Here is a 24,669-nt window from a genome sequence, read left to right as displayed (position 1 = left end):
TACCGAAGGCTTCCATAGAAAAATGAAATTGATTCAAAGACGAGCCTATGGCTTTAAAAACTTTGAAAATTATAGAACCAGAGTTAAAGTACTATGCTGTTGATTGAGTGCCCCCGTAATTGGGAAAGACCCAAAGACCCTAATTTGGGAACCACCATGTAATCTATTGATTTACATGGTGGCCAGAGGCGGAATCGAACCACCGACACGAGGATTTTCAATCCTCTGCTCTACCGACTGAGCTATCTGGCCCCAAGAGGTTGCTATTAAACTCCGAGAACGATTCAGAGTCAAGTACTGAATTATGATTTTTTCGTTAAAAATTGATTTTGATAGGCGATGGCGATTTTGGCACCCAGAATTGCATTATTTTTTATCAATTCGATGTTGGCATTCAGGCTTCGGCCGGCGGTCAAATCACTGATGCGTTGCAGCAGATAAGGGGTAATTGCTTTCCCTTGAATGTGTTGGGCTTCGCGATGCGCCTGCTCAATGATGGGTGTGATGTCCGAATCAGGAATTTCGGCGTGTTTGGGGATGGGGTTGGCGACAACGATGCCATTACGGATGTTTAAGCGACGCTGGTAATGCATCATGTCGGCAATGTCTTCAGGACTGTCTAAGCGGTGAACCAGAGGAATGCCGCTGGAATGGCTGTAGAAGGCAGGGAATTCGTCGGTCTGGTAGCCGACCACGGCCACGCCGTGTGTTTCCAGCATTTCCAGCGTTTTAGGCAAATCAAGAATGGATTTGGCGCCTGAACAGACAACCGTCATCGGCGTTGACGACAATTCGATGATGTCGGCAGAAATGTCAAAGCTGTCCTGTACTTCCTGATGAACGCCGCCAATGCCGCCCGTAGCGAAAAGGGGGAGGCCGGCTAAATAGGCGCAGAACATGGTGGCGGCGACCGTCGTACTGGCGGTGAGTTTCTGGCTTAATACATAGGCTAAATCACGGCGCGAGGCTTTCATCACGCCTTTAGCCTGGGCCAGCCCATCCATGATTTCCTCATCGATGCCAATATGAATTTTTCCCTGATGCAGAGCGATAGTCGCCGGAATGGCGCCTTCTTCACGAATAAGCTGCTCCACCAGGCGGGCGGTGGCGAGATTGTCGGGGTAGGGCATGCCATGCGAAATGATGGTGGATTCGAGGACGACGACCGGTTGTCGGTGTGCAATGGCAGAGAAGACTTCACTATGGACATTCAGCAAATCATGAAACATACATCACCTACCCTTCAGGAACAAAGCCGGACGGTTTGGCAGAGCCCTCGCCAAAAAAATAATTCGACATTTCTTTCGTGAGAAATTCGCGCGCCTTGGGGTCGATAAGGCTTAGACGGTATTCATTAATGAGCATGGTTTGATGGGAAAGCCACATGGTCCAGGCTTGTTTTGAAACATGATGGTAGATTTTTTCGCCGAGCTCACCGGGGAAAGGAGGGGCGTCCAGGCCTTCGGCTTCTTGGTTTAATTTCGAACAAAAAACGTGTCTGGGCATGTTATACCTGCAAATAACAACAAAAAGGAACCCAAATTATGCTGGATTGTGTCAGACTCAGCAATGCAATGATTCAATTTTTAATCCGCACGGCATCGGACCTGGGCCAGCATGATGTGCTGGGACAGCAGTTGCTCCTGCTCATTCGTTAATGTTTCAAATTGCACGGCGGTTCTGTACATGCTTTCACCTAAAAACTGGCTGTAAACCACCGTGGCATCCAGGATGATGGGCACCATTTTCGGTTTAGTATAAATCACTATTTTTAAGCGGGTTTTTTCCTTGATTCTATCTTTGGCTTTAAAAGCCATACCGCCTAAGCTGATATTGACCTTGCGTAGGTGTATTTTTTCACCAATTAACAGGTGGTGTGCCAAATGGTCAATTTTAGCATTGATAAGATTCAGGTAATGGGCCATGGTTGGGTCTTTCAAAGCGATTTCCTGAGTGAGCTCGGACAACTCGTAGTCAAGGCTTTGAAAATACTGGGTCGTTTCCACGTAACGCTGGCCATTTTGCCCCAATAGCTCATCAGTGATTGATTTATCCGAAAAAAAGCCTCCCGGTTGCAGGATTTTGTAATCAAAATAAATCTGGTCATCGATGCGAAAGTGCTGTCGTCGTTCATGTACAGGCATAATCACTCCTCAAGTCCCTTTTAAAAGTGCTGTTACAGTCATTTCACCTCTACACTGACGGTAGTTGGTGATATTTCCTGATTATCTACTTCCTCCTCACTCTTAGTATTAGCCATAGAAACAGATTTTTCTAATTTTTCTCGTTGTTCCTTAAGTTGTTGCGTTTGAATGGTGAGAGGATCAATGTCATCCAGGTGGTCATCTTCTGACTTACTGCCTTTAGACACAGGGGCTAAGACCGCTTTCAAAGGAAGTCTGAAGGCGTTCATGGTTTTTCCACCAGCCGTTGCGACGTTGCTGCTGGCGTCAATGGCCAACGCATGATCGGTTGCCCGTTGATACTCGGTAATGCAGTCCTGAAGGAACTTTTTAAATTCCGGTGAATTCCATTTTTTATTTTCAATGGCCGTTTCCATGACGCGATTGAAGGTGTTTATCTGATCCAGTTTTAATGCAGCACTGAAGGCTTCATCCAGGTTGTCGGGTAATTCCTGCGGGGGAATCATGCTGCGCAATTGCTGCTGAATGTCAAACTGAAATTTCTTGCGGACATGCATGGCAAAGCCTTTGTCTTTGGCCGTGTTGATGAATTCGAGCAACTCGGCATCGACAGTATTAATCGCTTTTAATTTGCTATGGACACTGGGTTCTTTTTCCCCGGTTTGATTCATGAATTGTTTATAATCCTGTATCAGGGAAAGGATGCGTGTTCTATGCCCCTCGCCATACGCATTGCCAATGGCCTGCAAATCACTTAAATTCAGGTAATCCGTCTTTAAAAGCCCATCAAGATGCGTTTCCGGGTACAGCATGGTTTCCTGAAGCCTGGCCAGATCATTCACCGAAATGGTCATGTGGGTGAGTTCAAATTCATTCCGGTGAGGGACGATGGTTAAAGAAGGCGCCCCATGCCGTTTGAGAAAACTGACCATTTGCGGTGCAACGATAGAAGAAAAGGCCAGGAGCACCTTGTCTTCGTCTGGATTCTGGCCCTTCATGAATTTCATGTAGGTGAGTTGGGTTTCATTACGATAAGTCCAGGGATTGCGATAGGGCCGTCCTTCATCATTAAATAAAACCGGATTATTAAGCAGCTTTTCGAGGATAAGGCCTTTCGCCATGCCATGAGTACTGATTTTATCGGAGCCTGGGAAGGTTTCAGGAATCTTGCTTATCCGGTTTTTGACGCTTTGCCGGATAAGCTCGGCATCTTTTAGCAGAGCGGCCACTTGCTTGATTTCACTCTTTATCTCCTTCGCCTCACTGGATGTGGCATTGTCCAGTGATTTTTTCAACTGCTCAATGCGGGCGGCGTGACGGCTGATGGTTAAATCAAGGTAGGCCAGCATGCGATTTTCATTCCTCATTACCGTCAGCAGGCTATTGAATTTTTCATGGAAGGAAGAGTCTTCAATCAAGGTTCGGTTGCGGCCCTGCCCATGACGGGTATGTTTAACCAAAAATTCATTGGGTTGGAGGCTTAGGCGGCTATCCAGTTTCAGTTTATCGCCCGGCATGACAACCATATCAAACATGAAAAGGCTTCTGTTGTTGCGTAAGGCTTTGTTTTGATTGTACCCGCCGACAAAATCCGGATCACTGCAAAGATAGAATACACCAAGGCTTTTACCAAAATCGTGAATGAATACATTGGATTGTAAACCTGAACCCACGGGATCAATCGTGGAATAATGTTCATAGGTCTGGGAGCCGGTCAATCCAGCTTTGAATACTTTACCATGGGCGAAATCTTTCAGCAGTCGAATGTCATCGAAGGGGACAAACAGGGCCGGTTTGCCATCATACATCACCATGGATGATTGGGTAGTATCGAGACCGCACAGGCGGGAAAAATTAAGAGCCAGGGCTTCGCGCTGGACTTCTTCAATTTTACCGTGTTTGGGCAATTTTAAAATGGCCTGCGTACTGAGTTTGTAATCGTTACGATGATCCAGGTAATCCTGCACGGTAGTCGGAGCCGTTGTTACGAGTGTGGTCAACTGGCTTGTGACTTTAGACAGACTAATCAGTGATACTTTTTCAGTGACTCCACCAGCTGATTCAGCCAACTCGCAATAGTTTAAAGCCGGGCCGTTTTCATTGGGGATCTGAATGATTTTTAATTGATTTATTTTGTAGAGGTCTTCCAATATCGTCAATTGCGCCGTGAATTTTTTAAGATTCACGTCATCTTTGATCGATTCAGCGATTTTTATATTGCCTTTCAGGATCTCCATGTTTTTTTGGATGTCTGGAACGTGTGCTGGATCAAATTTTTCAAAACCAGGGTATGTTTTAAGCAGTTTGCCCAGTGCATTACGCGCGTTGTCAATCAGAGGATCCAGCATTTGCTGAGCACCGGGATTGAATTTCGTCGCACGCTGGTAATAGTCAGGTTGCGGTAGCTGGCTGATTGCATGGCGATCCGTAAAGGCCCGCATGGCAGGGTAATTGACGTTTTCAATCGTGGGCGGGCTGCCTGCGCGAAGTTCCAAGCCACTTTTAAGCACACTGGTTAACAATTTCCATTGATTGATGTCCTGGTTTAACGTTGCAAAATTTATCACAGGGTCAAAATCAGCCAGCTGATCGAGGCTGTTGCCCAGCCCATTAAACAAGGGCATTGTCCTTATCCCTTCGTCAGAGAGTTCCTGGTCCAGAGGGGGGACACTGTTTTCGGTGAGAAAACGTTTAATGATGGCAATTTTGGTTTGCTCTGATAGAGGCATGCTGTTCTCGTAAAGAATCAAAAAGGATTATTGTAAATATAGGTGATTATTTGATATTTAATTGTTCTTCATGGGAAAAATATATGCAAAGAATGTTAATTTGTAGTTAAATTAGAGTATATTTGTGGGCTTTAAGCATCGAGGTACTCATGACAGATGAAAGTTCCCCTTCCATTGGTGACTTGCTGCACGAGGAAGCGTTTGAGGCAGTGATTGACCAGTTGTCTTCCTGGAGCGCCAGCAAGCTGGCCGAATTTTGCATGAAATCGCCTGATCTTTACGAGATGCTGAAATCGAATCCATTTGATGGGTTTTGGCAGGCGCGACGACAGGCAATCAGCAAATATGCCTTAAAAGCCCAGAATGGGGTCTGTGACGCCGATTTGACGGTGGGGCATACGCTTTATCTGCTGGCTCAGCGTGAGAAAGCGCAAGGTAATCTGGAGCACTATCAGGAGTATCTGAATCAGGCGTTAAATTGTCACTCCATTCATGCCGCTCAAACCTGGGTTCACGAAATCGTCATCGCAGCCAATAAGCCCGATCTGAATTTTATAAAGACATTTGCCGCCATCCTCTACAGCCGGGAAAGTCTGGCGAAGCGGCATGGGACTCCGGGTTATCTGTTGTTGGCCAATGGTTATTTTCATTTGCTGAACTCCCTGTCGCAAATCAACAAGGAAGAGTCTTCCCATGAATGGCAAACGCAATATGAAGGCAGTCTGTTTTCATTATGGAAGTCGCTTTATCTGGCAAGGCAGGCTGAAAACCAGTCAATAGAGGCCATTCATAATGCCTATTATGGTTGTGGTCTTAAGAACAGTAATCCTTTTTCCCTGGACACGATTGATGCCATGATAGAAAAATGCAATGAATTGCATGATGCTCCAGCATTGCGTGAGCGGGCCAGGCATGCTGCGGCACTCGCCGGCAAGCAGGAAAATGCCTTTACCCTTTGGGCGTCTGCTCAGGCCAAGGCCGAGCAATCGTGTAAACAGGATGTTTTTAAATCCCCCAAGCTATAATCCTGAAGGATGGCCTGAGAGCTTCAGGCCATGCGGATTAAGGTCCCGTGCACTCTGCTTTTTCCTCATTTACCGATTCCATGGTGTCTGTGGTTTTTACTGGCGTAAAGAATTGCGACCCGGGCTGCTTACCCTTAGATGAGGGCGTAAAACGGTAATGGCTGGAATCCCTGACAAAATTGTACAGGTGTTTTAAAAAATTAAGGTGGGTATGGTAACCGAGAACCTCCTGTAACGAGGGTTTGGTTGACGCGGGTACTTCGGGACAAAGCGCATGCAGTTGCTGGTTGGCGTATTCCTTGTTAATTCTGCCCCATTCTTTGAAAATAATATCGGCATTCGCTAAGGTAAAATTTTTGAAAAAGGGGTTGTTCTTACTGGCATGAAGAAACAGATTTCCGATTAAAAACAACGATAAAACCCGCGTTTCCTTGTAGTTGGAGGGGTGGGCCGACATGACGGTAGGAAGCAGTAATTTTAAAGGCATGACCACGGTATCAATATTGGCCGCCACAAAAAAAAGATTCCAACTGGTGTATAAATCCCGCCATTGCGGATGAACATGGAACTGGGATACCAGCTTTTTTGAGTTATCGATTTTTAAGTCAGGGATTAATTCATAGCTGCCGTCGTCTTTGCGATGAGTGCCTTCCGGCAATAGCGTGCTGAAGTAATCGCATTGATTCATGTACTGTTGCTGCTCCATGATTTGGATGAGACCAATCCCGGATTCTGCATTGTCAATTCCGCCATTGTCTTTGGCATGGCCGGTGGCGTCTTCCCAGGCCGCTTCAAGGATATTTAATCCCATCACCGGGACTGTTTTCTCTGATAAGGTCTTCGGTTCTGCTGTTTCGATCCAGGCGTTGGTACCGGACAAGCCGTTCTCCCTGATAAACTGATCCAGGGCTTCCTGGGTTTCTTTCTCCTCACCCATGGAGCGGTGAAAGAGGACGGTCAGCATGACCGGTTTGATGGAAACCATTTTCAATCGCTCAAACAGGGTCGCGTTGTAAGGTACGCCAAAAATAAAGTCAGCGAGGGGGTTTCCGGGAAATCGATTGCCGCTCAATTTGACTAAATGAGCATAGACATCTTTGGCAAAGCGTTTGCTGTTGGCCATGGTGACTAACATGGCTTCGAAAAGAAACAGCAGGTTCAGTTGCAATTCGAGTTTGGATGCTATCGAATCCAGGTCGGCATCTGTAATCAACCCCTTTTCTTCAATAAAAGCCAGGAGTTGACAAAGAGGCTCATTATTGATGAGGGCGTTTTTAAGGTACTGAGTAAGCTTGGTTAAGTCGCTTTTCTCTGAGAGCACTTTGACGATAAATTCGGCGAATTCTATGTCTTTCGTATCCAGATCATCCAGTTTTAACTCGGTTAAAATCTTGTTAATCAGAAAGGGGTCGGATTTTTGAGGTAGAATTTTTTCAATTTTGGCTAAAAAATTTTCTGCACTTTTTTTCATCTTGTTTCTTTCCTGTTCGTTGGATGCGGATTCATTTAACCCTATTTTTCTTAAGGAAATGTTAAGGGGGCGAGGGCAGCGATGAATAAACGCATGATTTGTGCAGCGTGAGCTATATCTTGCGGCGCTTTTTCACTACAATAGATTTTTATCAAAAAAAAACCATCTATGTTTAAACCATTGGCGTTTTATATCGGGTTGCGATATACCCGGGCAAAAAAAAGAAATCATTTTGTGTCCTTTATTTCGTTAAGCTCCATGCTGGGGATTGCCCTGGGGGTGATGGTTTTAATCACTGTTTTATCGGTGATGAATGGGTTTGATGAAGAAATCCACAAGCGTTTTTTTGGTATGGCCCCCGAGATCACAGTCAGTGGGCTTGATGGCAAAATCAGTAATTGGCAGGCCCTCGACAAAAAGCTGATGACGTTCCCCGATGTCAAAGCCGTGGCCCCTTATGTCGGCGCTCAGGGCCTGTTGACGCATGACGGACAGGTTCTACCCATTGTATTAACCGGGGTATTGCCTGAAAAAGAGCAGGCAGTGACTCATCTTAAGGAAAAAATGCTGGCGGGTGATCTTAATGATTTAAAGCATTTTGGTTTAATTCTTGGGCGGGGGCTTGCGGACAGTCTGGGCTTGATGATTGGCGATAAGGTAACCATCATGATTCCTCAGGCGACGGTGACGCCCGCGGGAATGATTCCACGCTTCAAGCGGTTCACAGTTGTGGGTGTTTTTTCAGCCGGTACCGGATTTAATTTCGATACCAAACTCGCCTTTATTAACCTTGGCGATGCCCAGAAATTGCTGCAACTGGGGGACCAGGTCAGCGGCGTGAAGATGAAAATCAAGGAGATATACAAAGCGCCGGAACTCTCTCATGAAATCGACAAGAAGCTCGGCGATGGGTATGAAGTAGGCAACTGGACTGAGCAGTTCGGGCCTTTTTTCCAGGCAGTGAAAATGGAAAAAACCATGATGTTCCTCATCCTGCTGCTCATCATCGCCGTCGCTGCGTTTAATCTGGTCTCGTCTTTAGTCATGGTGGTCAATGACAAACAGGCTGAAATCGCCATTTTACGAACCATAGGTGCGACGCCTTCGATGATTCTTAAAATATTTATTGTCCAGGGCTTGATGGTAGGGATTGTCGGTACCTTACTGGGTCTTATTGGCGGTATTATTTTAGCCAGTAATGCCACGGCCATTGTGAATTACCTGCAATCGCTATTCCACGTGCAGGTTTTATCCTCCAGTATTTATTTTGTCGACTACCTTCCTTCAAAAATCATGTGGGTCGATCTGGTGCAGATTTGCGGTTTGGCATTATTAATGAGCTTTATTGCCACCATTTACCCGGCCTGGCGTGCGTCCAGAACCGTTATTGCGGAGGCTTTGCATTATGAGTGAGATTATTTTTTCCTGTGAGCGCCTCAGCAAATCCTACCATGACGGGACGGCCATTGTTCCTGTGCTGAACGGCATTGACTTTTCAGTGCAGGCCGGTGATCGGATTGCCATTGTGGGGCCATCGGGATCCGGTAAGAGCACCTTATTGCACCTTCTCGGTGGTCTCGATAAGCCCAGTGAAGGGCAGGTGCGGATGCAGGGGGTGGATTGGCAGTCCCTGACTGAAAAAAAGCGTTGCCAGCTTCGTAACCAGAAACTGGGTTTTGTTTACCAGTTTCACCATTTATTACCCGAATTTACGGCCCTTGAGAACGTAGCCATGCCCCTTTTGCTGGGCGATCAACCCGTAAATTCCGCGCGTGAGCAGGCATTAATGATGCTTGATAAGGTGGGATTGGCCCACCGGGTGACGCATAAGCCGGCGCAATTGTCTGGGGGCGAACGGCAGCGCGTAGCCATTGCCCGGGCTTTGGTGCATGAGCCTCAGTGCGTGCTGGCGGATGAACCCACCGGCAATCTGGATCATGCCACGGCCGTGAAAATTTTTGAGCTGATGCTTAAGCTCAATGAGCAATTTAATACCGCCCTGGTTATTGTCACTCATGATAAGCAGTTGGCTGAACGAATGGATAAACGCTATGCCATTCAGGACGGCCATTTATTTTCATAAAAGATCTATCCCAATGGAGGGATTTATGTGTAAAGGTGAAAACATGCCCAAATCACTGAGCCATGACGATTTTTCAGCCGTCAAACGAATTAAATCCTTGCATCAGTCGCGTACGCAAGTCATTGATTTTGGTAAAATTATTGGAAATACGGGTCCGTCATTTTTTCACCCGGAAGTCAGCCGGCTTCCATTTCATGACAGGCAGTTTGAAAATCACAGCCATGCAGACCTGGCGCCGCTGTCGGCGCCAGGTTCCGCCGGTCGTTAATAATCGGCATGTCCTGGGGTGCGCGGGAATGGGATCACGTCCCGTACGTTGCCAATGCCGGTCACATAGCTAATCAGGCGTTCAAAGCCTAAGCCATAGCCGGCATGGGGGACGCTGCCATAGCGGCGCAGATCGCGGTACCACTGGTAGTTCTCTTTATCCAGTTTACACTCGTCCATGCGCTGATCAAGAATGTGCAGGCGTTCTTCGCGCTGGCTGCCGCCAATGATTTCACCAATACCGGGTGCGAGCACATCCATCGCGGCCACCGTACGGCCATCGTCGTTGAGGCGCATGTAAAAGCCCTTGATGTCTTTGGGATAATCGGTGAGGATAACCGGTTTTTTGCACAATTCTTCTGCCAGATAACGCTCGTGTTCGGATTGTAGATCCAGTCCCCAGCTCACGGGAAAATCAAATGTCTTATCCGCTTTACTTAAGGCATGAATGGCATCGGTGTAGCTCATCATCTCAAAATCAGACGCGACAATGTGCTCAAGCCGTTCAATGCAGCCAGGCGAGACAAACTGATTGAAAAATTCCATGTCGTCACCGCGCTCATCCAGAACAGTCTTGCACAGGTAGCGCAGCATGCTCTGACTCAAGGCGGCAACGTCGTTTAAGGTAGCAAAAGCCACTTCGGGTTCAATCATCCAGAATTCCGCGAGATGACGGCTGGTATTGGAATTTTCAGCACGGAAGGTGGGACCAAAGGTATACACTTTGGACATGGCCAGGCAATACGCTTCGACGTTCAACTGCCCGGAGACGGTCAGGAAGGTTTCTCGACCAAAGAAATCCCTGGAAAAATCCACTTGCCCCTGTGCCGTTTTTGGCAGGTTGAGCAAATCAAGCGTGCTGACCCTGAACATTTCGCCCGCGCCTTCGCAATCACTGGCGGTGATAATCGGTGTGTGAATCCAGAAATACCCCTGTTCATGGAAAAAGCGGTGAACCGCCTGAGCCAGGCAATGACGTACGCGGGTTACGGCGCTGATGGTATTGGTGCGGGGACGCAAATGAGCGACTTCACGTAAAAATTCCAGCGTGTGACGTTTGGCCTGAATGGGGTAGGTGTCCGGGTTTTCGACCCAACCGGCGACCTCAAGGCTTTCAGTCTGAATTTCAAACTGTTGCCCTTTTCCCTGTGAGGCAATCAATTGACCAGTTGCCGAAATGGCGCAGCCGGCTGTGAGCTTAAGCACGTCATCCTGGTAATTGGGCAGTTGTTCGCTGATAACCAGTTGAATGGGTGCAAAACAGGAACCGTCATGCAAGGCAACGAAAGAAAGGCCGGCCTTCGAGTCGCGGCGGGTTTTTACCCAGCCTCTCACGGTGACGCGGGCGTCAACCGGAACCTCGCCGTCCAAACACTGCTTAATTGTATAAACTTCTGTCATATCCACTCCAATAGAAGATTGCATTGTCCGCCAGTCAGGCATAATACGTGTCGATTGTGGTTCAAGCCACGATTAAGTTAGGATAATACACTAAATGAAATAAGTGAGGTAATCCATGCCGCGTGCTCTAATGATCATTTTAGCCATTCTTTACTCTTTTAGTGTCAAGGCACAGGATACCGAGTTGAAACTGTTCCGGCCTTTTGGAGGAACAGAACAGCAAATTCCCTTAATTATTGATAAGCATCTTGCGGGGGAATGCTGGCAGCAATCGCAGCGCATCGCGCGGGAAGATGCCTGGCGTTGTCTGGCACAGGGGCAGGTGTTTGATCCCTGCTTCATTAAAAAATTCAGCGACAACACCGAAGCCCTTTGTCCGCAATCGCCCTGGGTTGGCCGCAGTGTGCTCTTAAAACTGAACACAGCCGCAGACAACAGCCAGCATACCGAACTGGACATGTCGAGAACCTATCCCTGGGCTGTCGAGCTCCTGGGCGGTGAGCAATGCGAAGCAGCACGTCAAAGCGAAACAATTGAGAACCTCCCGGTGCGTTACTATTGCAATGATCAGACCATCCTGATGGGTCATTTGCAGCGCTGCAAGGCGGAGTGGACTATTCTAAAGCGGGATGCTGCGGGGCGGGTAACAACAGTGACAGTGAAAAAGGCCTGGTTTTAATGACGGTTTAAAGCAGGTTCGCAATGGCTGCAACAGAGGCGTTCTCTCTCCAGCGCTGGGGAGAGGGAAATGCAGACGATGTACTAAACTGTAAGTATGGGAACCTGTAGGGAGCGGACCATGCCTGAATCACTCCATTCATTACTGATTAGTCAAGTTCTGGGTTTTTATCTGCTGATTGTGGCCATCGTGATGTTGACGCGTGCTGATTATTATCGAAACCTGATGACTAATCTTCATGAAAGCTCGCATGCCATTCTTATTGGTGCGACTTTCTCGCTCATCATCGGTATTATACTGGTGCTCGTGCATAACCTCTGGGTTTGGGATGAAGAGGTCATCATTACCCTGATAGCCTGGCTGATTTTAATTAAATCGGTCTTATGGCTGGCTTTTCCGGAAAAAATGATGGCGTTCAGCCGAACCTTTTATGCGGGCCCTGGTTATTACATTACGGCAGGCATTGCCCTGGTGATTGGCATCATTTTGTTAGCCTATGGCTTTTATCTGTACGTTTAAGTGCCTTCAGGGGCTGCATTCTTGAAGGGGCTTAAAGACAGGCAATGCTCATTAATGGCGTTAATTAAGGGATAGTTGACCATAGGAAAGCCAAAGCGATGGGCATTGTAAACCTGGGGTATTAAACAAATATCCGCCAGCGTCACTTCCTGGCCATAACAAACCTGATTTTTATGCGGCATCTGCTGTAACCGGCTTTCAACGGCATCGAAACCGAGTTTGAGCCAGTGAAAATACCACTCGCGCACCTGTGACTCATCGGCATCGAATTGATACCTCAACCGGTTTAGCACCCTGAGATTATTCAAGGGGTGGATGTCGCAGGCGATGGTGAGGGCCAGACTGCGGACATGCGCACGACCCAAAGGCGTCTGTGGCAGCAGGGGCGGCGTGGGCGTCATCTCATCCAGGTATTCAATGATGGCGAGTGATTGCGTAATAATATGACCATTTTCATCCAGAGTAGGAACCAGGCCCTGAGGATTCATTTCCAGGTACTCCGGCCGATGCTGCTCACCGCCATTGTCCACCAGATGAACCGCCAGCGTTTCGTAGCTGATGTTTTTGATGTTCAGGGCGATGCGCACGCGATAGCTCGCTGTTGAACGAAAATAGTCATATAGTTTCACGTTTATCCTTTATACTGAACAACGGTTTGATGAATTGCTCCAAACAAAGAATGCCCTTGATCATCCACCATTTCAATGCGAATGGAATCACCGAAACGCATAAAATCCGTGGTTGCTTTTCCGTCAGCAATAATCTCTAACATACGTTTTTCAACAATACAAGATGAGCCTTTGCTGCGATCACGGTTGGAGACGGTGCCTGAACCGATAATGGTGCCTGTGCCCAAGGATCGCGTTTTGGCGGCATGAGCAATCAATTGCGGAAAAGAGAACGTCATGTCGGTTCCTGAATCGGGTTGACCAAATAACTGACCGTTTAAGTAACTCCTGAGCGGCAGGTGCACCCGTTTCCCATCCCAGTGGCTGCCCAACTCATCCGGCGTGATGGCCACGGGTGAAAAACCGCTCGAGGGCTTGGAATGGAAAAAACCAAACCCCTTGGCCAATTCAGCGGGAATCAGGTTACGCAGGGAGACATCATTCACCAGCATGAACAGTTTGATGTGCTGTCCTGCCTGATCGGCACTGACGCCCATGGGCACATCATCCGTAATGACAGCCAGTTCGGCCTCAAAATCAATGCCGTATTTCTCATCCGCCACTTCAATCGCATCCATCGGACCGAGGAAAGTGTCTGACCCGCCCTGATACATCAGCGGATCAGTCCAGAAATCGTCGGGAAGCTGTGCTCCGCGTGCCTGGCGGACCAGTTCCACGTGGTTGACGAAAGCGCTGCCATCCGCCCATTGATAAGCACGCGGCAGGGGGGCCGCGACATGGGTCGGGTCAAAAGTAAAACTGTGCGCCAGATTCCCTTCATTCAATGCCTCATACACTTCCAGTAATTCGGGGGCCTTGGTGTCCCAATGGTCAAGGGCATGCTGCAGTGTCCTTGCGATATGACCCACACGAATGGCACTCGTCATGGATTGATTGACTACACACAATTCGCCGTCGCGGCTGTCTCTGGATTTCAAGCTGGCTAATTTCATCCGTGTGTTTCCTGTAATGTGCCGCGGCGGATTTGATCGCGTTCGATGGCTTCAAACAACGCCTGAAAATTGCCTTCGCCAAAGCCTTCGTTGCCCTTGCGCTGGATGATTTCAAAAAACACAGGGCCAAAGACGTTTTCTGTAAAAATCTGCAGCAGCAATCCACCGGCGGGAGCCTTGTCGCCATCAATGAGAATTTTTTCCTGCCGCAACTGGGCGACCGGCTCCTGATGCCAGGGAACCCGTTGTTCAATCATTTCGTAATAGGTATCGGGCACATCCAGGAAGCTCACACCCGCTTTGCGAAGCGTATTGACCGTGGTGTAAATGTTGCTGGAATTCAGGGCAATGTGCTGAATCCCTTCGCCTTTGTAATCATGGAGAAATTCTTCAATCTGGGATTGATCATCCTTGGATTCATTTAAAGGAATTTTAATTTTGCCGCAGGGACTGCCTAAAGCGCGGCTGATGAGGCCGGTCATCTGGCCTTTGATGTTGAAGAAGCGAATTTCTTTAAAATTAAAAATCTTTTCATAAAACGCCGCCCACTTGTCCATGTTGCCGCGATAAACATTGTGGGTAAGGTGATCGATGGCCGTCAAACCACAACCGGGTTGTGTGGATGCTGAGCCGGTCAGATGCCACTGCCCTGCAAAAGGTTCGGTGTGGTCATCAACAAAATAAATGACGCTGCCGCCAATGGCTTCAATGGCAGGTAACCCATGGTGGGCATGTTCGCAATCAACAAACGGAGTGGCGCCCTGGGCTATGGCATAGGCATAAGCCTGCTCGGCATCATGCACTTTAAACCCCATGGCACAGGCCCCTGCACCATGCGTTTTGGCGTGGCGTTCGGGTTGACTGCTGGTTGTGGCATTGACAATAAACTGAATCTGGCCCTGTTGGAAAAGGGTAATATCCTGTTCTTTGTGGGTGGCTTTCGCTGTGAACCCCATGGCCTTGAACTGCCGTTCCAGCAGGGTTTTATCCGGTGATGAAAATTCTAAAAAAGCAAACCCATCCAGTCCGCAGGGGTTTTGTTCCGTGTATTTTTTCATAGTCATTCCTTCTCAATCTCAATACTGTTCAAAAGCCGTTGGCTATTGGCGTGGCCTGACCAGAAAAAGGCCGTCGGCAATGGCTAACAGGCTGGTATCCACTCGTTCATCCTGTTTTAACAATTCATTCAGCCGTCTGATTTCGCGGGTCTGGCCGTCATTTACCTGCGAATCAATTACTTTACCATCCCAAAAAATATTGTCTATGGCGATGAGACCGTGTGGGCTAACAAGCTGTAATGCCTGTTCGTAATAGTGAAGGTAATTGGTTTTATCGGCATCGATAAAAATAAAATCAAACCGGTGTTGATAACCTTCGTTGAGTAATTGTTGCAGGGTTTCGGCGGCCGGAGCCAGACGCAACTGAATTTTTTTATCCTGCCCCGCCTGCTGCCAGAAGGAGGGCGCGTTGGCTGTCCATTCCTTATTAATGTCGCAGGTGATGAGTTCCCCGTCTTCCGGTAAGGCAAGCGCCATGGCCAGGGCACTGTATCCGGTGAAGGTACCGAGCTCAAGGACGCGTTTGGCATTGAGCAGTTTAAGCAGCAACTGCATAAACTGCGCCTGTTCGGGAGCCACCTGCATGATGGCCAGGGCCATGTCGGCGGTGTCTTCGCGCAGGGCTTTTAGGACAGGGTGTTCACGTAATGACACATCCAGCATGTAATCGTACAAGGCCGGTGTGATGTTTAAGTGCTTTATCATGGACGAAACTCCAAAGAGCACAGGCAACCCTGGCTGCCAGGGTTGCCTGTTGAATCGGTCAGGCCAGCTTTTCCTGGGCTAAAGTGTCGGCAATTTCACTGGCAGGGCGGTTTTCTTTTTGTGAGCGGACAAAAATCTCCATCAGGGAGGTTCCGATGCTGTTGATTTGTCGTACAACCTGCTCTTCCGGTGTATTCAGGTATTTGCTGGCTGCGAAAACAAGACCACCGGCATTGATGACGTAATCCGCTGCATAGACAATGCCTTTATCATGCAGCAGTTTGCCATGGTAGGTATGAGCCAATTGATTATTGGCAGCCCCAGCCACGATGGTGGTTTGCAGCTGATTGATGGTCATGTCGTTAATGATGGCGCCGAGGGCACAGGGAGAAAACACATCGCAGGGTACTTTGTGAATGGTGTCGGTAGCGATGGCGGTTGCACCAAACTCTTTTACCGCACGTTCAACAGCATCCCTGTTAACGTCAGCGACCGTCAGCCTTGCACCGGCCTCATGCAGATGGCGGGCAAGCAAATAACCCACATGGCCTAAACCCTGAATGGCCACATGAAGGCCTGTGAGGTTGTCTTTGCCAAGCTTGAACTGCACGGCTGCTTCAATTCCCTTGAAAACCCCTTTGGCTGTTGAGGGCGAGGGGTCGCCGTTATGACTCGCTAAACTGGCGACATAGGGTGTATGCTCTGCAATAATATCCATGTCGCTTAACTGGGTGCCGCTATCGAGTGCGGTAATGTAACGTCCGCCCAAGTCATTGACGAATTCGCCAAAAGCATGGAAATAAGCCTCATGATCATAGGGACCGTGCGGTTTAATCACGACAGCCTTGCCGCCGCCTAAGGGTAAATTGACTGAAGCGGCTTTATAGCTCATGCCGCGCGCCAGACGCATGGCATCATTGATGGCGTTTTCTGTTGAGGGGTATTCAATAAAACGACAGCCGCCTAATGCCGGACCCAGTTTGGTACTGTGGATTGCAATAATGGCTTTCATGCCGGTTTTAGTATCCACTTTAAAATGAATGTCGCCAAAACCATGGGAAAGGGCATAGTCTAAAAAATCATCCGGTCTGATTGCGGGATCGTTTATTTTTATTGTATCAACAGACATCATGGGTAAAACTCCAAGAAATTTTCCTGCACATGTTATAGTCCCATTCGCCTACTAAATCAATGCAATCCTCCTGAAGTTGCCCTTATATTTTTCGCTAAAAATTAATTTTATTCATATTGTGTTTTTCGTGTTCTAATAGCCCGGTTGGTTCGCTCACGGCCTTGGTATACACTAAGGAATTAACGCTTGAAAGTCATCTGGAGAAACGCATGAAAAAAATCGCTGCAATGCTTGTTTTGGCAACGCTGTCCCCGTTCTGCGCCATTGCCAATCCGCCACCGCCGCCGATGCTGCTTGATAAAATTGACTTTCAAGTCTCAGCTAAACAGTGGGTAAGTACTCAGACAGCGCTGCTGACGGTGGCTATCAACGCCACCTTAAACAGCGCCGATTTAGTGAAGGCACGCGCGGACATCATGGATCATTTAAACAGGATTGCCAAAGGCGAATGGCATATCACGCAGTTTGATCGCTCACAGGATAATTCCGGTCTCGATAAACTCTATGTTGCCGCTCAGGTCCGTGTCCCTCAAGCAAACCTGACCAATATTTATCAAAATGCAAAAGACGTCAGCAAACCCGGTGCGACTTATACGATAAGCGGCGTTGAATTCAAGCCGAGCCTTGAAGAAATTCAAGTGGTGAAATCGCAGTTGCGCCAGAAACTGTATCAGTTGGTGAATGAAGAAATCGCGCGTTTAAACAAAGTCTACGGCGAGCAGCATTACAGTGTGAACCGCCTGTACATCACCGATGGGGAAGCCCCTGTGGCGCAACCGAGAGCCTATCAGGCGAAAGAAGCCCAGGTGATGTATGCCACATCCATTGCCGCGCCTGCCATTGCTGTCAGCAATGAATTAACCATGACCGCTGTGGTCGAAGCCGCATCCAATCGCGAGGCAAGCCATGCTGTTGCAAGCCCCAGTCATTGAAAAAATCATTGGCCATCGCGGCGCCTCCGCGTATGCACCGGAAAACACCTTAGCCGCTTTCGATAAAGCCTTAAGTCTGGGGTGTCGTTTTCTGGAATTTGATGTCATGTTAAGCGCCGACGGCGAACCGTTTGTGTTTCATGATGAATCGTTGAAACGAACCACCAATGGTCAGGGGCAAATTGGTCTGGTGACTGCCGAATACCTGCAAACGCTGGATGCCGGAAGCTGGTTTTCGCGTACGTTTCGCGGCGAGAAAATTCCTCATTTCCGTGAGGTTCTTAAATGGATGACCTTTGCCAATGTCAATGCCAACATTGAAATCAAACCCTATCCCGGGCAATCGGAGCAGACGGCGGCAACCGTGTTATCCTTCATCAATCGTTACTGGCCGGCGAACAAGCCTGCGCCGCTTGTTTCCAGCTTTGATCAGACGGCGTTAACGCTGTACCGTTCTTTGGCCCCGGAAATGCCCATTGGGTTATTGTTTGACCGTTGGGAGGACGATTGGCAACAGCAGGCCGAGGAACTGCAATGCTATTCCATCCATTTAAATCACCGGGCGCTCAATGCCGACAGGGTAGGGGCCATGAAAGAAAAAGGGTATCTGGTGCTGGCTTATACCGTCAATCGTAAACGGTTGGCCTTGAAGCTGTTTGACTGGGGCGTGGATGCCGTTTTCAGTGATTATCCTGATTTGTTGTTATGAAGCCATTTGTCCTTGTTCTTTGTTTGCTGTTCAAGGTGATAGTCGCCTTTGCCAAGCCCGTTGAAGTCATTTTCTGGCATTCTTTAGCCGGCCGTCTGGGACAGGAATTGACGCAGCTGGTTGATGAATTTAATCACTCTCAGAATGAAGCGCGGATAAAACCGGTCTACAAGGGCGACTACATCGATTCCCTCACCAGTTTTGCTGCCGCCTTTCGCGCGAAGCAGCCGCCCATGATCATTCAGGTGTTTGAAGTGGGTACCGCCACTATGCTGGCCCCGGCAGGGATCATCAAACCGGTGGATGAGTTGATGAAGGAAAGCGGGTATACCCTGGATAAGGACGATTTTTTACCGGCTGTTCGTGCCTTTTACAGCCGGGGCGGTAAACTACAGGCTTTGCCTTTCAATACCTCAGTGCCGGTTATTTTCTACAATGCGGATCTCTTGCAGAAAGCGGGCTACGATGCCGCTCATTTCCCTGAAACCTGGGATGAGATGGAGACGCTGGCTGCCGCGCTTCGAGCTCGGGGAGCGGCGTGTGCCTACAGTTCGGCTTACCCGTCGTGGATTCAAGTTGAAGCCTTTTCCGCGTTGCACGGATTACCGCTGATTGATAGCACAACCCATCAGGCCGTTTACAACAATGAACAGGTTATTCGCCATTTACAGCGGCTTAAAAAATGGCAATCCCTGCATTATTTTGAATACGGCGGCCGAACCAGCGACGCAACCGTCCTGTTTACCAGTGGACGCTGTGCCATGTTCAGTCAGTCATCCGGAAGTTACAGCAGCCTGTCGGCTCTGGTGCCTTTTCGTGTGGGCGTCGCGCCGTTACCTCTCGATAACCAGGCTTCTGGCTCCCGTCATCCCAATGTCGCCGGAGGCGCGGCCCTGTGGGCGGTACAGGGACATACGCCGGCGGTTTATCATGCGATTGCCCGTTTTTATCGATTCCTTACCCAGCCTGAGATTCAACAGCGGTGGCATGAGCATACTGGTTATATTCCAGTGGGTATGCAGGGCGTTTATCAACGTTTTGCCGACAGTCATCACCCCACATTGATGGTGGCTCAGGCGGATTTGCTTCATGACGGGGCGCAGGCCGCTTTGCATCTGGGACCGCAAAATCTAATCCGCACCATTAATGACGAGGCCATGGAAGCGATATTTGCAGGCCTCAAGTCACCCCAAGAAGCGATGGATGAAGCGGTTCGGCGTGCAAATTACACCATCATGCGTTTTAATAGGAACACAAGCTGATTTTTATACAGGATGTAGCATGCTCGGAAAATTTTGCAGGCTGTTTGCTAAAAATCAACCGGTCAGTTATACCGGCGTTTTAACCCACACGTTTTATTGGCTGACCTCGCCGGCCAATGATTTGGTCTATAAAAATCCGAACTACAAACCGGTAGAAGGCCGGGATGGTGTTGCGATTTATTGTGTTCATGGTACGGCCGACAGGCCGGCTGCCTTTACCCGAATTGCCGAACGCCTGATTGAGCAGGGATTGCCGGAAGAAGTCGAGTCTATTCATTTGGTTTCCTTTGAAGGGCGGGGACAGGGCTTGAGCATTAATGACTTTTCCAGCCAATTAATTAAAAAAGTCAAGATCAATAAGCACAAGCGCGTGATGTTCATGGGGCACTCCCGGGGAGGGCTGGTGGTGACCAAGGCTGCAGAGGATTTGGCGGAGGAAGGTGACATCGAACCGTTATTATGCATTGGCATCTGCGCTCCCTACTCTGGATCTTATCTTGCTCTGCCGCCCCTGTCCTGGTTCTCTTCCTCCGTTTCAGAAATGGAACTGGACAGCCCATTCCTCGAGGAATTGAATAAAAAGCTGCTCACATCAAACATTCCCCATCATTTTGTCGAAGCCCTGGAAGACGGCATTGTTCCGTTGGAGTATGGGTATGCCAAAGACTACATCAAGGAGCATCCGGATGCGCTTAAACGTTATGCCCGCCATGGGCACCTTTCCATCATGTCTTCGCGTGATCTGGTGAAAGACATGGGACGATTGATGAAGGACGTGCTCCATCCACTTCCGATCAAAAAGGGCGAGGAAGTTGAAATCATCCGGCATGAATCATGGGGTGGCGCATTGATAGAAGACTATGAACCTACTACGGCTACTTTATAAGACATAGTGAAAAAGAACTTATTTATGCTATGGTTAATAAGTCAGTGACTCAATGATCTTGCTCAAAGGAAGGATAGATACCATGTCTCATAAAATAAACCCTGATTCCACCGCGTTTATCAAACGTCTGACGGAAAGGGCCGGCAGTGCCTTGAATGGCGCCAATCTGCTGGAATTGCCCCCTGAAAAGGCCCGAGTTGCCTTTAATAAACTGATTGCGCCTGTCCCTGGCAAATTAAAACCGATTGAGGTGCAGGTAGAAAACCGGCATCTGGATATCGAGGGGGTTAAAACAGGTGTTCGCATCTACAAGCCGATGAAAAATAATAATGATTTACCGGCCCTGGTTTATTGTCATGGCGGCGGCTTTGTTTTTGGCGATCCTGATTTTCTCGACTACACCTGCCGCGCATTGTGTGAAGGCGCTCATTGCATGGTGGTGGCTGTTGATTATCGCCGAGCCCCTGAGCACAAGTTCCCTACCGCACATGATGATTGCTATCGCGTGGTTCGTTATGTACAAAAGCATGCCAAAGAACTGGGCGGCAATGGCGTCGTTGCTGTCGGCGGCGACAGTGCGGGCGGCAACGTGGCTGCAAGCATTTGCCATCAGGCTAAAAAAAATAAAGACGTGGCTATTTGCTTCCAGTTACTGTATTACCCCTGGGTTGATCTCAACAACACCACGGAATCCGACAAAACTTATGCCCAAGGCTATTTCCTGGAAACAGAAACCCTGCATTGGATGCGTAAGCAATATTTAAATTCAGGGGATGAAAAAAATCCGATTGCTAACCCTCAGTTTCAAACGGATTTCAGCCATCTGCCTCCGGCTTTAATTATTGCTGCCGAATGCGATCCCATTCATGATGATGCCAAACTGTATTATCAAAAGCTGGCTGAGGCGGGTAATGACGCACAATTCATCGAGTTTGGCGGTATCCTCCATGATTTTTGCGCTTTGCCCTCGCATTACGAAGCCGCGTTGCTCGCATTCAGCGCCTCCGCTGATGCCTTAAAGCGCGCCTTTGCAAAAGCGTAATTCACTATGACAAGGCATTTCAATCGGAATGCCTTGCTACTTTCCCTGCTTCCACATTGTTTAATTATTGGTCTACACTTGAAAATACGTTCATTGGCGATGTTCGTTTATGCTATTTAAAGTACCATCTTTTTCGTCAAATCCGAGTGTTTGAAGCGCATTCGGAAGAGGAAAAAGAGCAGGTGTTCATTTCCGCTACAGGATTTACCACGAAGAGTACAAGATGATTGAGCCTGGCTACGATCACCAACGCATACTGTAAAGAGAGAGTCATTTTACGCCAGGTTTGGTGCCGTGGGTTTTTACATGGCCGGACCCTTCAGACGCACAACGGGTTTGCCAGCTTTCCCACTAGCGCCATAGCCTGATAAGGGCAGGGCAACCTTAGGTGTTGAGATCACTACCGGCTGAGTATAGGAATTTTTACATCAACGGCCTCATAAACGCACTCAAATCGATTTTTTTCTGCATGCGGAATTGGTAGACCGCATAAAACGAAATGACATTTTTTAAGTAGTTGCGGGTTTCATGCCAGGGCAGGGTATCAATCCAGACATCAATTTCTCTCGGCGGATGATTTTTCAGCCAGTAATTCACCTGCCGGGGGCCTGCATTGTAAGCCGCAGCAATTAACAGCGGGTGACGATTAAAGCGTTTAGCCAGCGTGGCAAGATAAGCCACGCCGATGCTGATGTTTTTCTGTGATAAAAAGAGTTGAGCCTTGTCGCCATAAGGAATTTTTCCCAGTTTCGCCACCACCACAGCTGTTGCAGGCATGAGCTGCATGAGCCCTCTTGCACCCGCCACGGAAACGACATCCTCACGAAAACTGCTTTCCTGACGAATAATGGCATAAATCAGTTCCTGGGGAACCTGATGATTTTTAGAGTGCTGGGTAATGGTGCTTTGATAGGCCAGGGGGAAGCGCAGGGATAACTGATTGCTTAATTCGTCGTTATTGCTTAAAGCCAGTGATTTATCATGCCATTGCAGGGTGTTGGAAACCCAGAAAGCCAGCGCGCTTTTATCGCTTTTCGGCAATTCGCTGGCGAAATCATTTAAAAGACGCGAGGCCTGCAGGGTTTGTTTTGAGTGATACAGGGATTTGATGTTATCGGTAAATGGTTTATACGGTTTCAGCAGGTTCAAGTCAGTCACGGCTTTTTCATTCTGAAAATTGGGGTTTTTATGAATGCGTACGCTGGCTAAAAAACCATAATAATGTCGGGTTTGTGCCAGGGTTTTATAAATTTCGCGTGCCTGCTCCTGACGACCCTGCTTTTCCATAGCCCGTGCCAGCCAGTACTGCCAGCAGGGATTGTCTTTTTCCGGGGAATGCTGGATTAATTTTTCCACCTGCCGCCATTGCCCGCGTTTTAAAGCAAAACGAATCTGCCAATCCAGTAGGGTGGAGTCATAAAAGGCGGGTTGAATTTTGGCAAACCAGAACGCGGTGTCTTCATGATTGCGCATGGCTTTGTAGAGAGTTAAATGCGCTAAAAAAGCCTGTTGCTGGGCTGGGGAGAGCATTTTTTTCGTTTTGGGATTTTGCCAGTAGTTAAGCGCCTGATCCATGTTGATGGAAACCATGCGTTTTAAGCCGTAAAGGTAAAATTCGCCATGCAGGCCGCCCGGTGTTAACAACAGGATGCGCCCAGGGGATTGATGGATGCCCATGAGCAGTGCCTGATCCTCAAGGCGGGGTTTTTTGTATTGTTTAAGCAGATAACGGACTAAAGGGAGATTGCGTTTATCCAGGGCAAGAATGATGCGCTCCGTAATCAAGTTTTCATTGAATTGATCGCTTTTCACATACATGTCCAGCAGTCGGTTGCATCCCGGCGGTTGAGAGTTGCCTGATAACCAGATCGCCCGGGTATCCTGCATGGCGGCCACGGTATTACCCTGGTAATAATTGGCCAGGTTTTTAAAACATTGCAGGTTGACGTCGGACGTGGGTTTGTAATATTTGAGGTAGTTTGGCCAATCCTTGTTTTGCGCGAGATGATAGAGCCAGCGGTTACGTAATTTATTGGCAAGCGGCGTGTCTTCACTGATAAAAGTAAAAAAAGTGTCGTCGGGATGGTCCGGTAAATTCTGGCTCCACTCAAGGTAAGCCATAAAACGCGTCAGGTAGGCGTTGCCTGATGCGCCATGGGCGAATCCTGTGACGCCAATTAACCACAGCACAAGTAAAAACTTTTTCATAGTCTCTCATTAAAGACGTGAGCATTCGGTGAAACGCTCAATGTTAGAAGTTAACGCGATGGTTATTTTTGTGTATATCCCTATAAACACCGCTAACCGATGCAATCCAGTTGTTTGCGCATGGCGGCAATGGCCTTGCCGTAATCTGCAGTAGAGAATATAGCAGAACCGGCAACAAATTGGGTAGCTCCTGCACGTGCCAGCGCCGCAATATTATTTTCACTGACGCCGCCATCCACACAGATGGGTAAATGGGGGTAACGATGGTGAATGAAGGTAATTTTGTCAATAACCTCAGGAATCAAACGTTGCCCGCCAAAACCCGGGTTGACGGTCATGATTAAAACAAAGTCAAGGCGGTGAGCTACCCATTGCAGGCAATCCGGCGAGGTGGATGGATTTAACACCAACCCTGTTTCACAACCCTGTTGCTCAATGAGGGTGAGGCTTCGGTCCAGATGGATCGTGGCATCGGGATGGATGCTGAGCCGTTTGGCCCCGGCTTTGGCAAATTGCACAATAAGATCGTCGATGGGCATGGTCATGAGATGTACATCGATGAGGACGTCAGGAAACCGCTTGTGCAGTGCCTCGCAGACTAAGGGCCCAATGGTCAGATTCGGTACGTAATGATTGTCCATGACGTCGAAATGAATCATGTCTGCTCCGGCCTCCATGACCGCTTTTACTTCGTCGCCAAGACGAGTCATGTCTGCAGACAACAGGGAGGGTGCGATAAGGTAAGTCATGGGTTAACCTTCATGGAAAGATACCTCGATCATAGGCAGTCTTACGC

25 protein-coding genes and 1 tRNA gene are annotated in these 24,669 nt (G+C 48.4%); 12 read left to right on the top strand and 14 right to left on the bottom strand.

All coding sequences use genetic code 11. The features are described 5' to 3' along the window. A partial coding sequence (locus Lrub_RS14495) for a transposase (protein WP_156413025.1) occupies nucleotides 1-103 on the top strand: 103 nt, incomplete at its 5' end. Between the two features lie 73 nt (nucleotides 104-176). Here the strand turns inward: Lrub_RS14495 and Lrub_RS03415 are convergent. The 5 genes from Lrub_RS03415 to Lrub_RS03395 form a co-directional block, all read right to left on the bottom strand. Continuing rightward, nucleotides 177-252 (bottom strand) — tRNA-Phe (locus Lrub_RS03415). 50 nt (nucleotides 253-302) lie between these two features. Then, complete coding sequence (locus Lrub_RS03410) at nucleotides 303-1,229, bottom strand: pseudouridine-5'-phosphate glycosidase (protein WP_058530792.1); 927 nt, start codon at nucleotides 1,227-1,229, stop codon at nucleotides 303-305. Between the two features lie 7 nt (nucleotides 1,230-1,236). Next, nucleotides 1,237-1,506: an oxidative damage protection protein gene (locus tag Lrub_RS03405; protein WP_058530791.1), complete on the bottom strand. Its 270-nt coding sequence runs from the start codon at nucleotides 1,504-1,506 to the stop codon at nucleotides 1,237-1,239. An 80-nt stretch (nucleotides 1,507-1,586) separates the two neighbouring features. Next, nucleotides 1,587-2,144, bottom strand: coding sequence for a PilZ domain-containing protein (locus Lrub_RS03400; RefSeq protein ID WP_058525448.1), 558 nt, complete (start codon nucleotides 2,142-2,144; stop codon nucleotides 1,587-1,589). A 38-nt stretch (nucleotides 2,145-2,182) separates the two neighbouring features. Next, complete coding sequence (locus Lrub_RS03395) at nucleotides 2,183-4,873, bottom strand: hypothetical protein (RefSeq protein WP_058530790.1); 2,691 nt, start codon at nucleotides 4,871-4,873, stop codon at nucleotides 2,183-2,185. 149 nt (nucleotides 4,874-5,022) lie between these two features. Here Lrub_RS03395 and Lrub_RS03390 point away from each other — a divergent pair, with 149 nt between their 5' ends. Further along, nucleotides 5,023-5,898: a DUF5630 domain-containing protein gene (locus tag Lrub_RS03390; RefSeq protein WP_058530789.1), complete on the top strand. Its 876-nt coding sequence runs from the start codon at nucleotides 5,023-5,025 to the stop codon at nucleotides 5,896-5,898. 37 nt (nucleotides 5,899-5,935) lie between these two features. Here Lrub_RS03390 and Lrub_RS03385 read toward each other — a convergent pair whose 3' ends face one another. Then, complete coding sequence (locus Lrub_RS03385) at nucleotides 5,936-7,369, bottom strand: hypothetical protein (protein ID WP_058530788.1); 1,434 nt, start codon at nucleotides 7,367-7,369, stop codon at nucleotides 5,936-5,938. A gap of 168 nt (nucleotides 7,370-7,537) precedes the next feature. Here Lrub_RS03385 and Lrub_RS03380 point away from each other — a divergent pair, with 168 nt between their 5' ends. The 3 genes from Lrub_RS03380 to Lrub_RS03370 are packed head-to-tail and all read left to right on the top strand — an operon-like array spanning nucleotide 7,538 to nucleotide 9,720. Beyond that, complete coding sequence (locus Lrub_RS03380) at nucleotides 7,538-8,782, top strand: lipoprotein-releasing ABC transporter permease subunit (RefSeq protein WP_058530787.1); 1,245 nt, start codon at nucleotides 7,538-7,540, stop codon at nucleotides 8,780-8,782. After that, nucleotides 8,775-9,452, top strand: a complete 678-nt coding sequence (gene lolD / locus Lrub_RS03375) for a lipoprotein-releasing ABC transporter ATP-binding protein LolD (RefSeq protein ID WP_058530786.1) — start codon at nucleotides 8,775-8,777, stop codon at nucleotides 9,450-9,452. The genes Lrub_RS03380 and lolD overlap by 8 nt, the downstream gene beginning before the upstream one ends. Before the next feature lie 43 nt (nucleotides 9,453-9,495). After that, nucleotides 9,496-9,720 carry a hypothetical protein gene (locus Lrub_RS03370; protein WP_133134168.1) on the top strand — a complete coding sequence of 75 codons (225 nt, stop codon included), beginning with the start codon at nucleotides 9,496-9,498 and terminating at the stop codon, nucleotides 9,718-9,720. On the opposite strand, the gene asnS is transcribed toward Lrub_RS03370, so the two are convergent. After that, on the bottom strand, nucleotides 9,717-11,120 hold the full coding sequence (asnS, locus tag Lrub_RS03365) for an asparagine--tRNA ligase (RefSeq protein ID WP_058530784.1): 1,404 nt from the start codon (nucleotides 11,118-11,120) through the stop codon (nucleotides 9,717-9,719). The two genes, Lrub_RS03370 and asnS, sit on opposite strands and share 4 nt — an antisense overlap. Nucleotides 11,121-11,235: 115 nt before the next feature. On the opposite strand from asnS, the gene Lrub_RS03360 reads away from it, so the two are divergent. Both Lrub_RS03360 and Lrub_RS03355 read left to right on the top strand, forming a co-directional pair. Next, nucleotides 11,236-11,799: a hypothetical protein gene (locus Lrub_RS03360; protein ID WP_065235705.1), complete on the top strand. Its 564-nt coding sequence runs from the start codon at nucleotides 11,236-11,238 to the stop codon at nucleotides 11,797-11,799. Nucleotides 11,800-11,919: 120 nt separating this feature from the next. Then, nucleotides 11,920-12,318, top strand: a complete 399-nt coding sequence (locus Lrub_RS03355; protein ID WP_058530783.1) for a hypothetical protein — start codon at nucleotides 11,920-11,922, stop codon at nucleotides 12,316-12,318. Here Lrub_RS03355 and maiA read toward each other — a convergent pair. From maiA to Lrub_RS03330, 5 genes are all read right to left on the bottom strand, one after another. Next, nucleotides 12,315-12,947: a maleylacetoacetate isomerase gene (gene maiA, locus Lrub_RS03350; protein WP_058530782.1), complete on the bottom strand. Its 633-nt coding sequence runs from the start codon at nucleotides 12,945-12,947 to the stop codon at nucleotides 12,315-12,317. The two genes, Lrub_RS03355 and maiA, sit on opposite strands and share 4 nt — an antisense overlap. 2 nt (nucleotides 12,948-12,949) lie before the next feature. Next, nucleotides 12,950-13,939 (bottom strand): fumarylacetoacetate hydrolase family protein, encoded by a 990-nt coding sequence (locus Lrub_RS03345; protein ID WP_058530781.1) that lies wholly within the window; start codon nucleotides 13,937-13,939, stop codon nucleotides 12,950-12,952. Continuing rightward, nucleotides 13,936-14,997, bottom strand: a complete 1,062-nt coding sequence (gene hppD / locus Lrub_RS03340; protein ID WP_058530780.1) for a 4-hydroxyphenylpyruvate dioxygenase — start codon at nucleotides 14,995-14,997, stop codon at nucleotides 13,936-13,938. Before hppD ends, Lrub_RS03345 begins: the two co-directional genes overlap by 4 nt. Before the next feature lie 42 nt (nucleotides 14,998-15,039). Then, the gene (locus Lrub_RS03335) at nucleotides 15,040-15,699 is read right to left on the bottom strand and encodes a class I SAM-dependent methyltransferase (protein ID WP_058530841.1); all 660 of its coding nucleotides are present in this window, start codon (nucleotides 15,697-15,699) and stop codon (nucleotides 15,040-15,042) included. Between the two features lie 61 nt (nucleotides 15,700-15,760). Then, complete coding sequence (locus tag Lrub_RS03330) at nucleotides 15,761-16,834, bottom strand: Leu/Phe/Val dehydrogenase (protein WP_058530779.1); 1,074 nt, start codon at nucleotides 16,832-16,834, stop codon at nucleotides 15,761-15,763. 209 nt (nucleotides 16,835-17,043) lie between these two features. On the opposite strand from Lrub_RS03330, the gene Lrub_RS03325 reads away from it, so the two are divergent. From Lrub_RS03325 to Lrub_RS03305, 5 genes are all read left to right on the top strand, one after another. Then, entirely contained in the window at nucleotides 17,044-17,766 is a 723-nt protein-coding gene (locus Lrub_RS03325; RefSeq protein ID WP_058530778.1) for a hypothetical protein, read from the top strand. Next, a complete protein-coding gene (gene ugpQ / locus Lrub_RS03320) occupies nucleotides 17,741-18,475 on the top strand; it encodes a glycerophosphodiester phosphodiesterase (protein WP_058530777.1) in 735 nt (244 codons plus the stop codon). Before Lrub_RS03325 ends, ugpQ begins: the two co-directional genes overlap by 26 nt. Continuing rightward, the gene (locus tag Lrub_RS03315; RefSeq protein WP_058530776.1) at nucleotides 18,472-19,737 is read left to right on the top strand and encodes an extracellular solute-binding protein; all 1,266 of its coding nucleotides are present in this window, start codon (nucleotides 18,472-18,474) and stop codon (nucleotides 19,735-19,737) included. Before ugpQ ends, Lrub_RS03315 begins: the two co-directional genes overlap by 4 nt. 19 nt (nucleotides 19,738-19,756) lie before the next feature. After that, on the top strand, nucleotides 19,757-20,623 hold the full coding sequence (locus Lrub_RS03310; RefSeq protein ID WP_058530775.1) for an alpha/beta hydrolase: 867 nt from the start codon (nucleotides 19,757-19,759) through the stop codon (nucleotides 20,621-20,623). 82 nt (nucleotides 20,624-20,705) lie between these two features. Further along, nucleotides 20,706-21,665 (top strand): alpha/beta hydrolase, encoded by a 960-nt coding sequence (locus Lrub_RS03305; protein WP_058530774.1) that lies wholly within the window; start codon nucleotides 20,706-20,708, stop codon nucleotides 21,663-21,665. Nucleotides 21,666-22,088: 423 nt separating this feature from the next. Here Lrub_RS03305 and Lrub_RS03300 read toward each other — a convergent pair whose 3' ends face one another. Together Lrub_RS03300 and rpe are read right to left on the bottom strand one after the other, a co-directional pair. After that, nucleotides 22,089-23,873 (bottom strand): transglycosylase SLT domain-containing protein, encoded by a 1,785-nt coding sequence (locus Lrub_RS03300; RefSeq protein WP_058530773.1) that lies wholly within the window; start codon nucleotides 23,871-23,873, stop codon nucleotides 22,089-22,091. Between the two features lie 92 nt (nucleotides 23,874-23,965). Beyond that, complete coding sequence (gene rpe / locus Lrub_RS03295) at nucleotides 23,966-24,622, bottom strand: ribulose-phosphate 3-epimerase (protein ID WP_058530772.1); 657 nt, start codon at nucleotides 24,620-24,622, stop codon at nucleotides 23,966-23,968. Nucleotides 24,623-24,669: the final 47 nt, after the last annotated feature.

Source organism: Legionella rubrilucens, from assembly GCF_001468125.1.
Taxonomy (GTDB): domain Bacteria; phylum Pseudomonadota; class Gammaproteobacteria; order Legionellales; family Legionellaceae; genus Legionella_C; species Legionella_C rubrilucens.
This window is presented reverse-complemented; position numbering and strand designations above follow the sequence as displayed.

Coding starts and splice junctions, on each gene's coding strand:
- hppD (WP_058530780.1), bottom strand. CDS start 14,997: ATGAAAAAATACACGGAACAAAACCCCTGCGGACTGGATGGGTTTGCT.
- Lrub_RS03325 (WP_058530778.1), top strand. CDS start 17,044: ATGAAAAAAATCGCTGCAATGCTTGTTTTGGCAACGCTGTCCCCGTTC.
- Lrub_RS03300 (WP_058530773.1), bottom strand. CDS start 23,873: ATGAAAAAGTTTTTACTTGTGCTGTGGTTAATTGGCGTCACAGGATTC.
- Lrub_RS03385 (WP_058530788.1), bottom strand. CDS start 7,369: ATGAAAAAAAGTGCAGAAAATTTTTTAGCCAAAATTGAAAAAATTCTA.
- lolD (WP_058530786.1), top strand. CDS start 8,775: ATGAGTGAGATTATTTTTTCCTGTGAGCGCCTCAGCAAATCCTACCAT.
- Lrub_RS03305 (WP_058530774.1), top strand. CDS start 20,706: ATGTCTCATAAAATAAACCCTGATTCCACCGCGTTTATCAAACGTCTG.
- Lrub_RS03410 (WP_058530792.1), bottom strand. CDS start 1,229: ATGTTTCATGATTTGCTGAATGTCCATAGTGAAGTCTTCTCTGCCATT.
- Lrub_RS03370 (WP_133134168.1), top strand. CDS start 9,496: ATGCCCAAATCACTGAGCCATGACGATTTTTCAGCCGTCAAACGAATT.
- Lrub_RS03395 (WP_058530790.1), bottom strand. CDS start 4,873: ATGCCTCTATCAGAGCAAACCAAAATTGCCATCATTAAACGTTTTCTC.
- Lrub_RS03400 (WP_058525448.1), bottom strand. CDS start 2,144: ATGCCTGTACATGAACGACGACAGCACTTTCGCATCGATGACCAGATT.
- Lrub_RS03315 (WP_058530776.1), top strand. CDS start 18,472: ATGAAGCCATTTGTCCTTGTTCTTTGTTTGCTGTTCAAGGTGATAGTC.
- Lrub_RS03405 (WP_058530791.1), bottom strand. CDS start 1,506: ATGCCCAGACACGTTTTTTGTTCGAAATTAAACCAAGAAGCCGAAGGC.
- Lrub_RS03360 (WP_065235705.1), top strand. CDS start 11,236: ATGCCGCGTGCTCTAATGATCATTTTAGCCATTCTTTACTCTTTTAGT.
- Lrub_RS03310 (WP_058530775.1), top strand. CDS start 19,757: ATGCTCGGAAAATTTTGCAGGCTGTTTGCTAAAAATCAACCGGTCAGT.
- asnS (WP_058530784.1), bottom strand. CDS start 11,120: ATGACAGAAGTTTATACAATTAAGCAGTGTTTGGACGGCGAGGTTCCG.
- Lrub_RS03330 (WP_058530779.1), bottom strand. CDS start 16,834: ATGATGTCTGTTGATACAATAAAAATAAACGATCCCGCAATCAGACCG.
- Lrub_RS03345 (WP_058530781.1), bottom strand. CDS start 13,939: ATGAAATTAGCCAGCTTGAAATCCAGAGACAGCCGCGACGGCGAATTG.
- rpe (WP_058530772.1), bottom strand. CDS start 24,622: ATGACTTACCTTATCGCACCCTCCCTGTTGTCTGCAGACATGACTCGT.
- Lrub_RS03390 (WP_058530789.1), top strand. CDS start 5,023: ATGACAGATGAAAGTTCCCCTTCCATTGGTGACTTGCTGCACGAGGAA.
- Lrub_RS03380 (WP_058530787.1), top strand. CDS start 7,538: ATGTTTAAACCATTGGCGTTTTATATCGGGTTGCGATATACCCGGGCA.
- ugpQ (WP_058530777.1), top strand. CDS start 17,741: ATGCTGTTGCAAGCCCCAGTCATTGAAAAAATCATTGGCCATCGCGGC.
- Lrub_RS03355 (WP_058530783.1), top strand. CDS start 11,920: ATGCCTGAATCACTCCATTCATTACTGATTAGTCAAGTTCTGGGTTTT.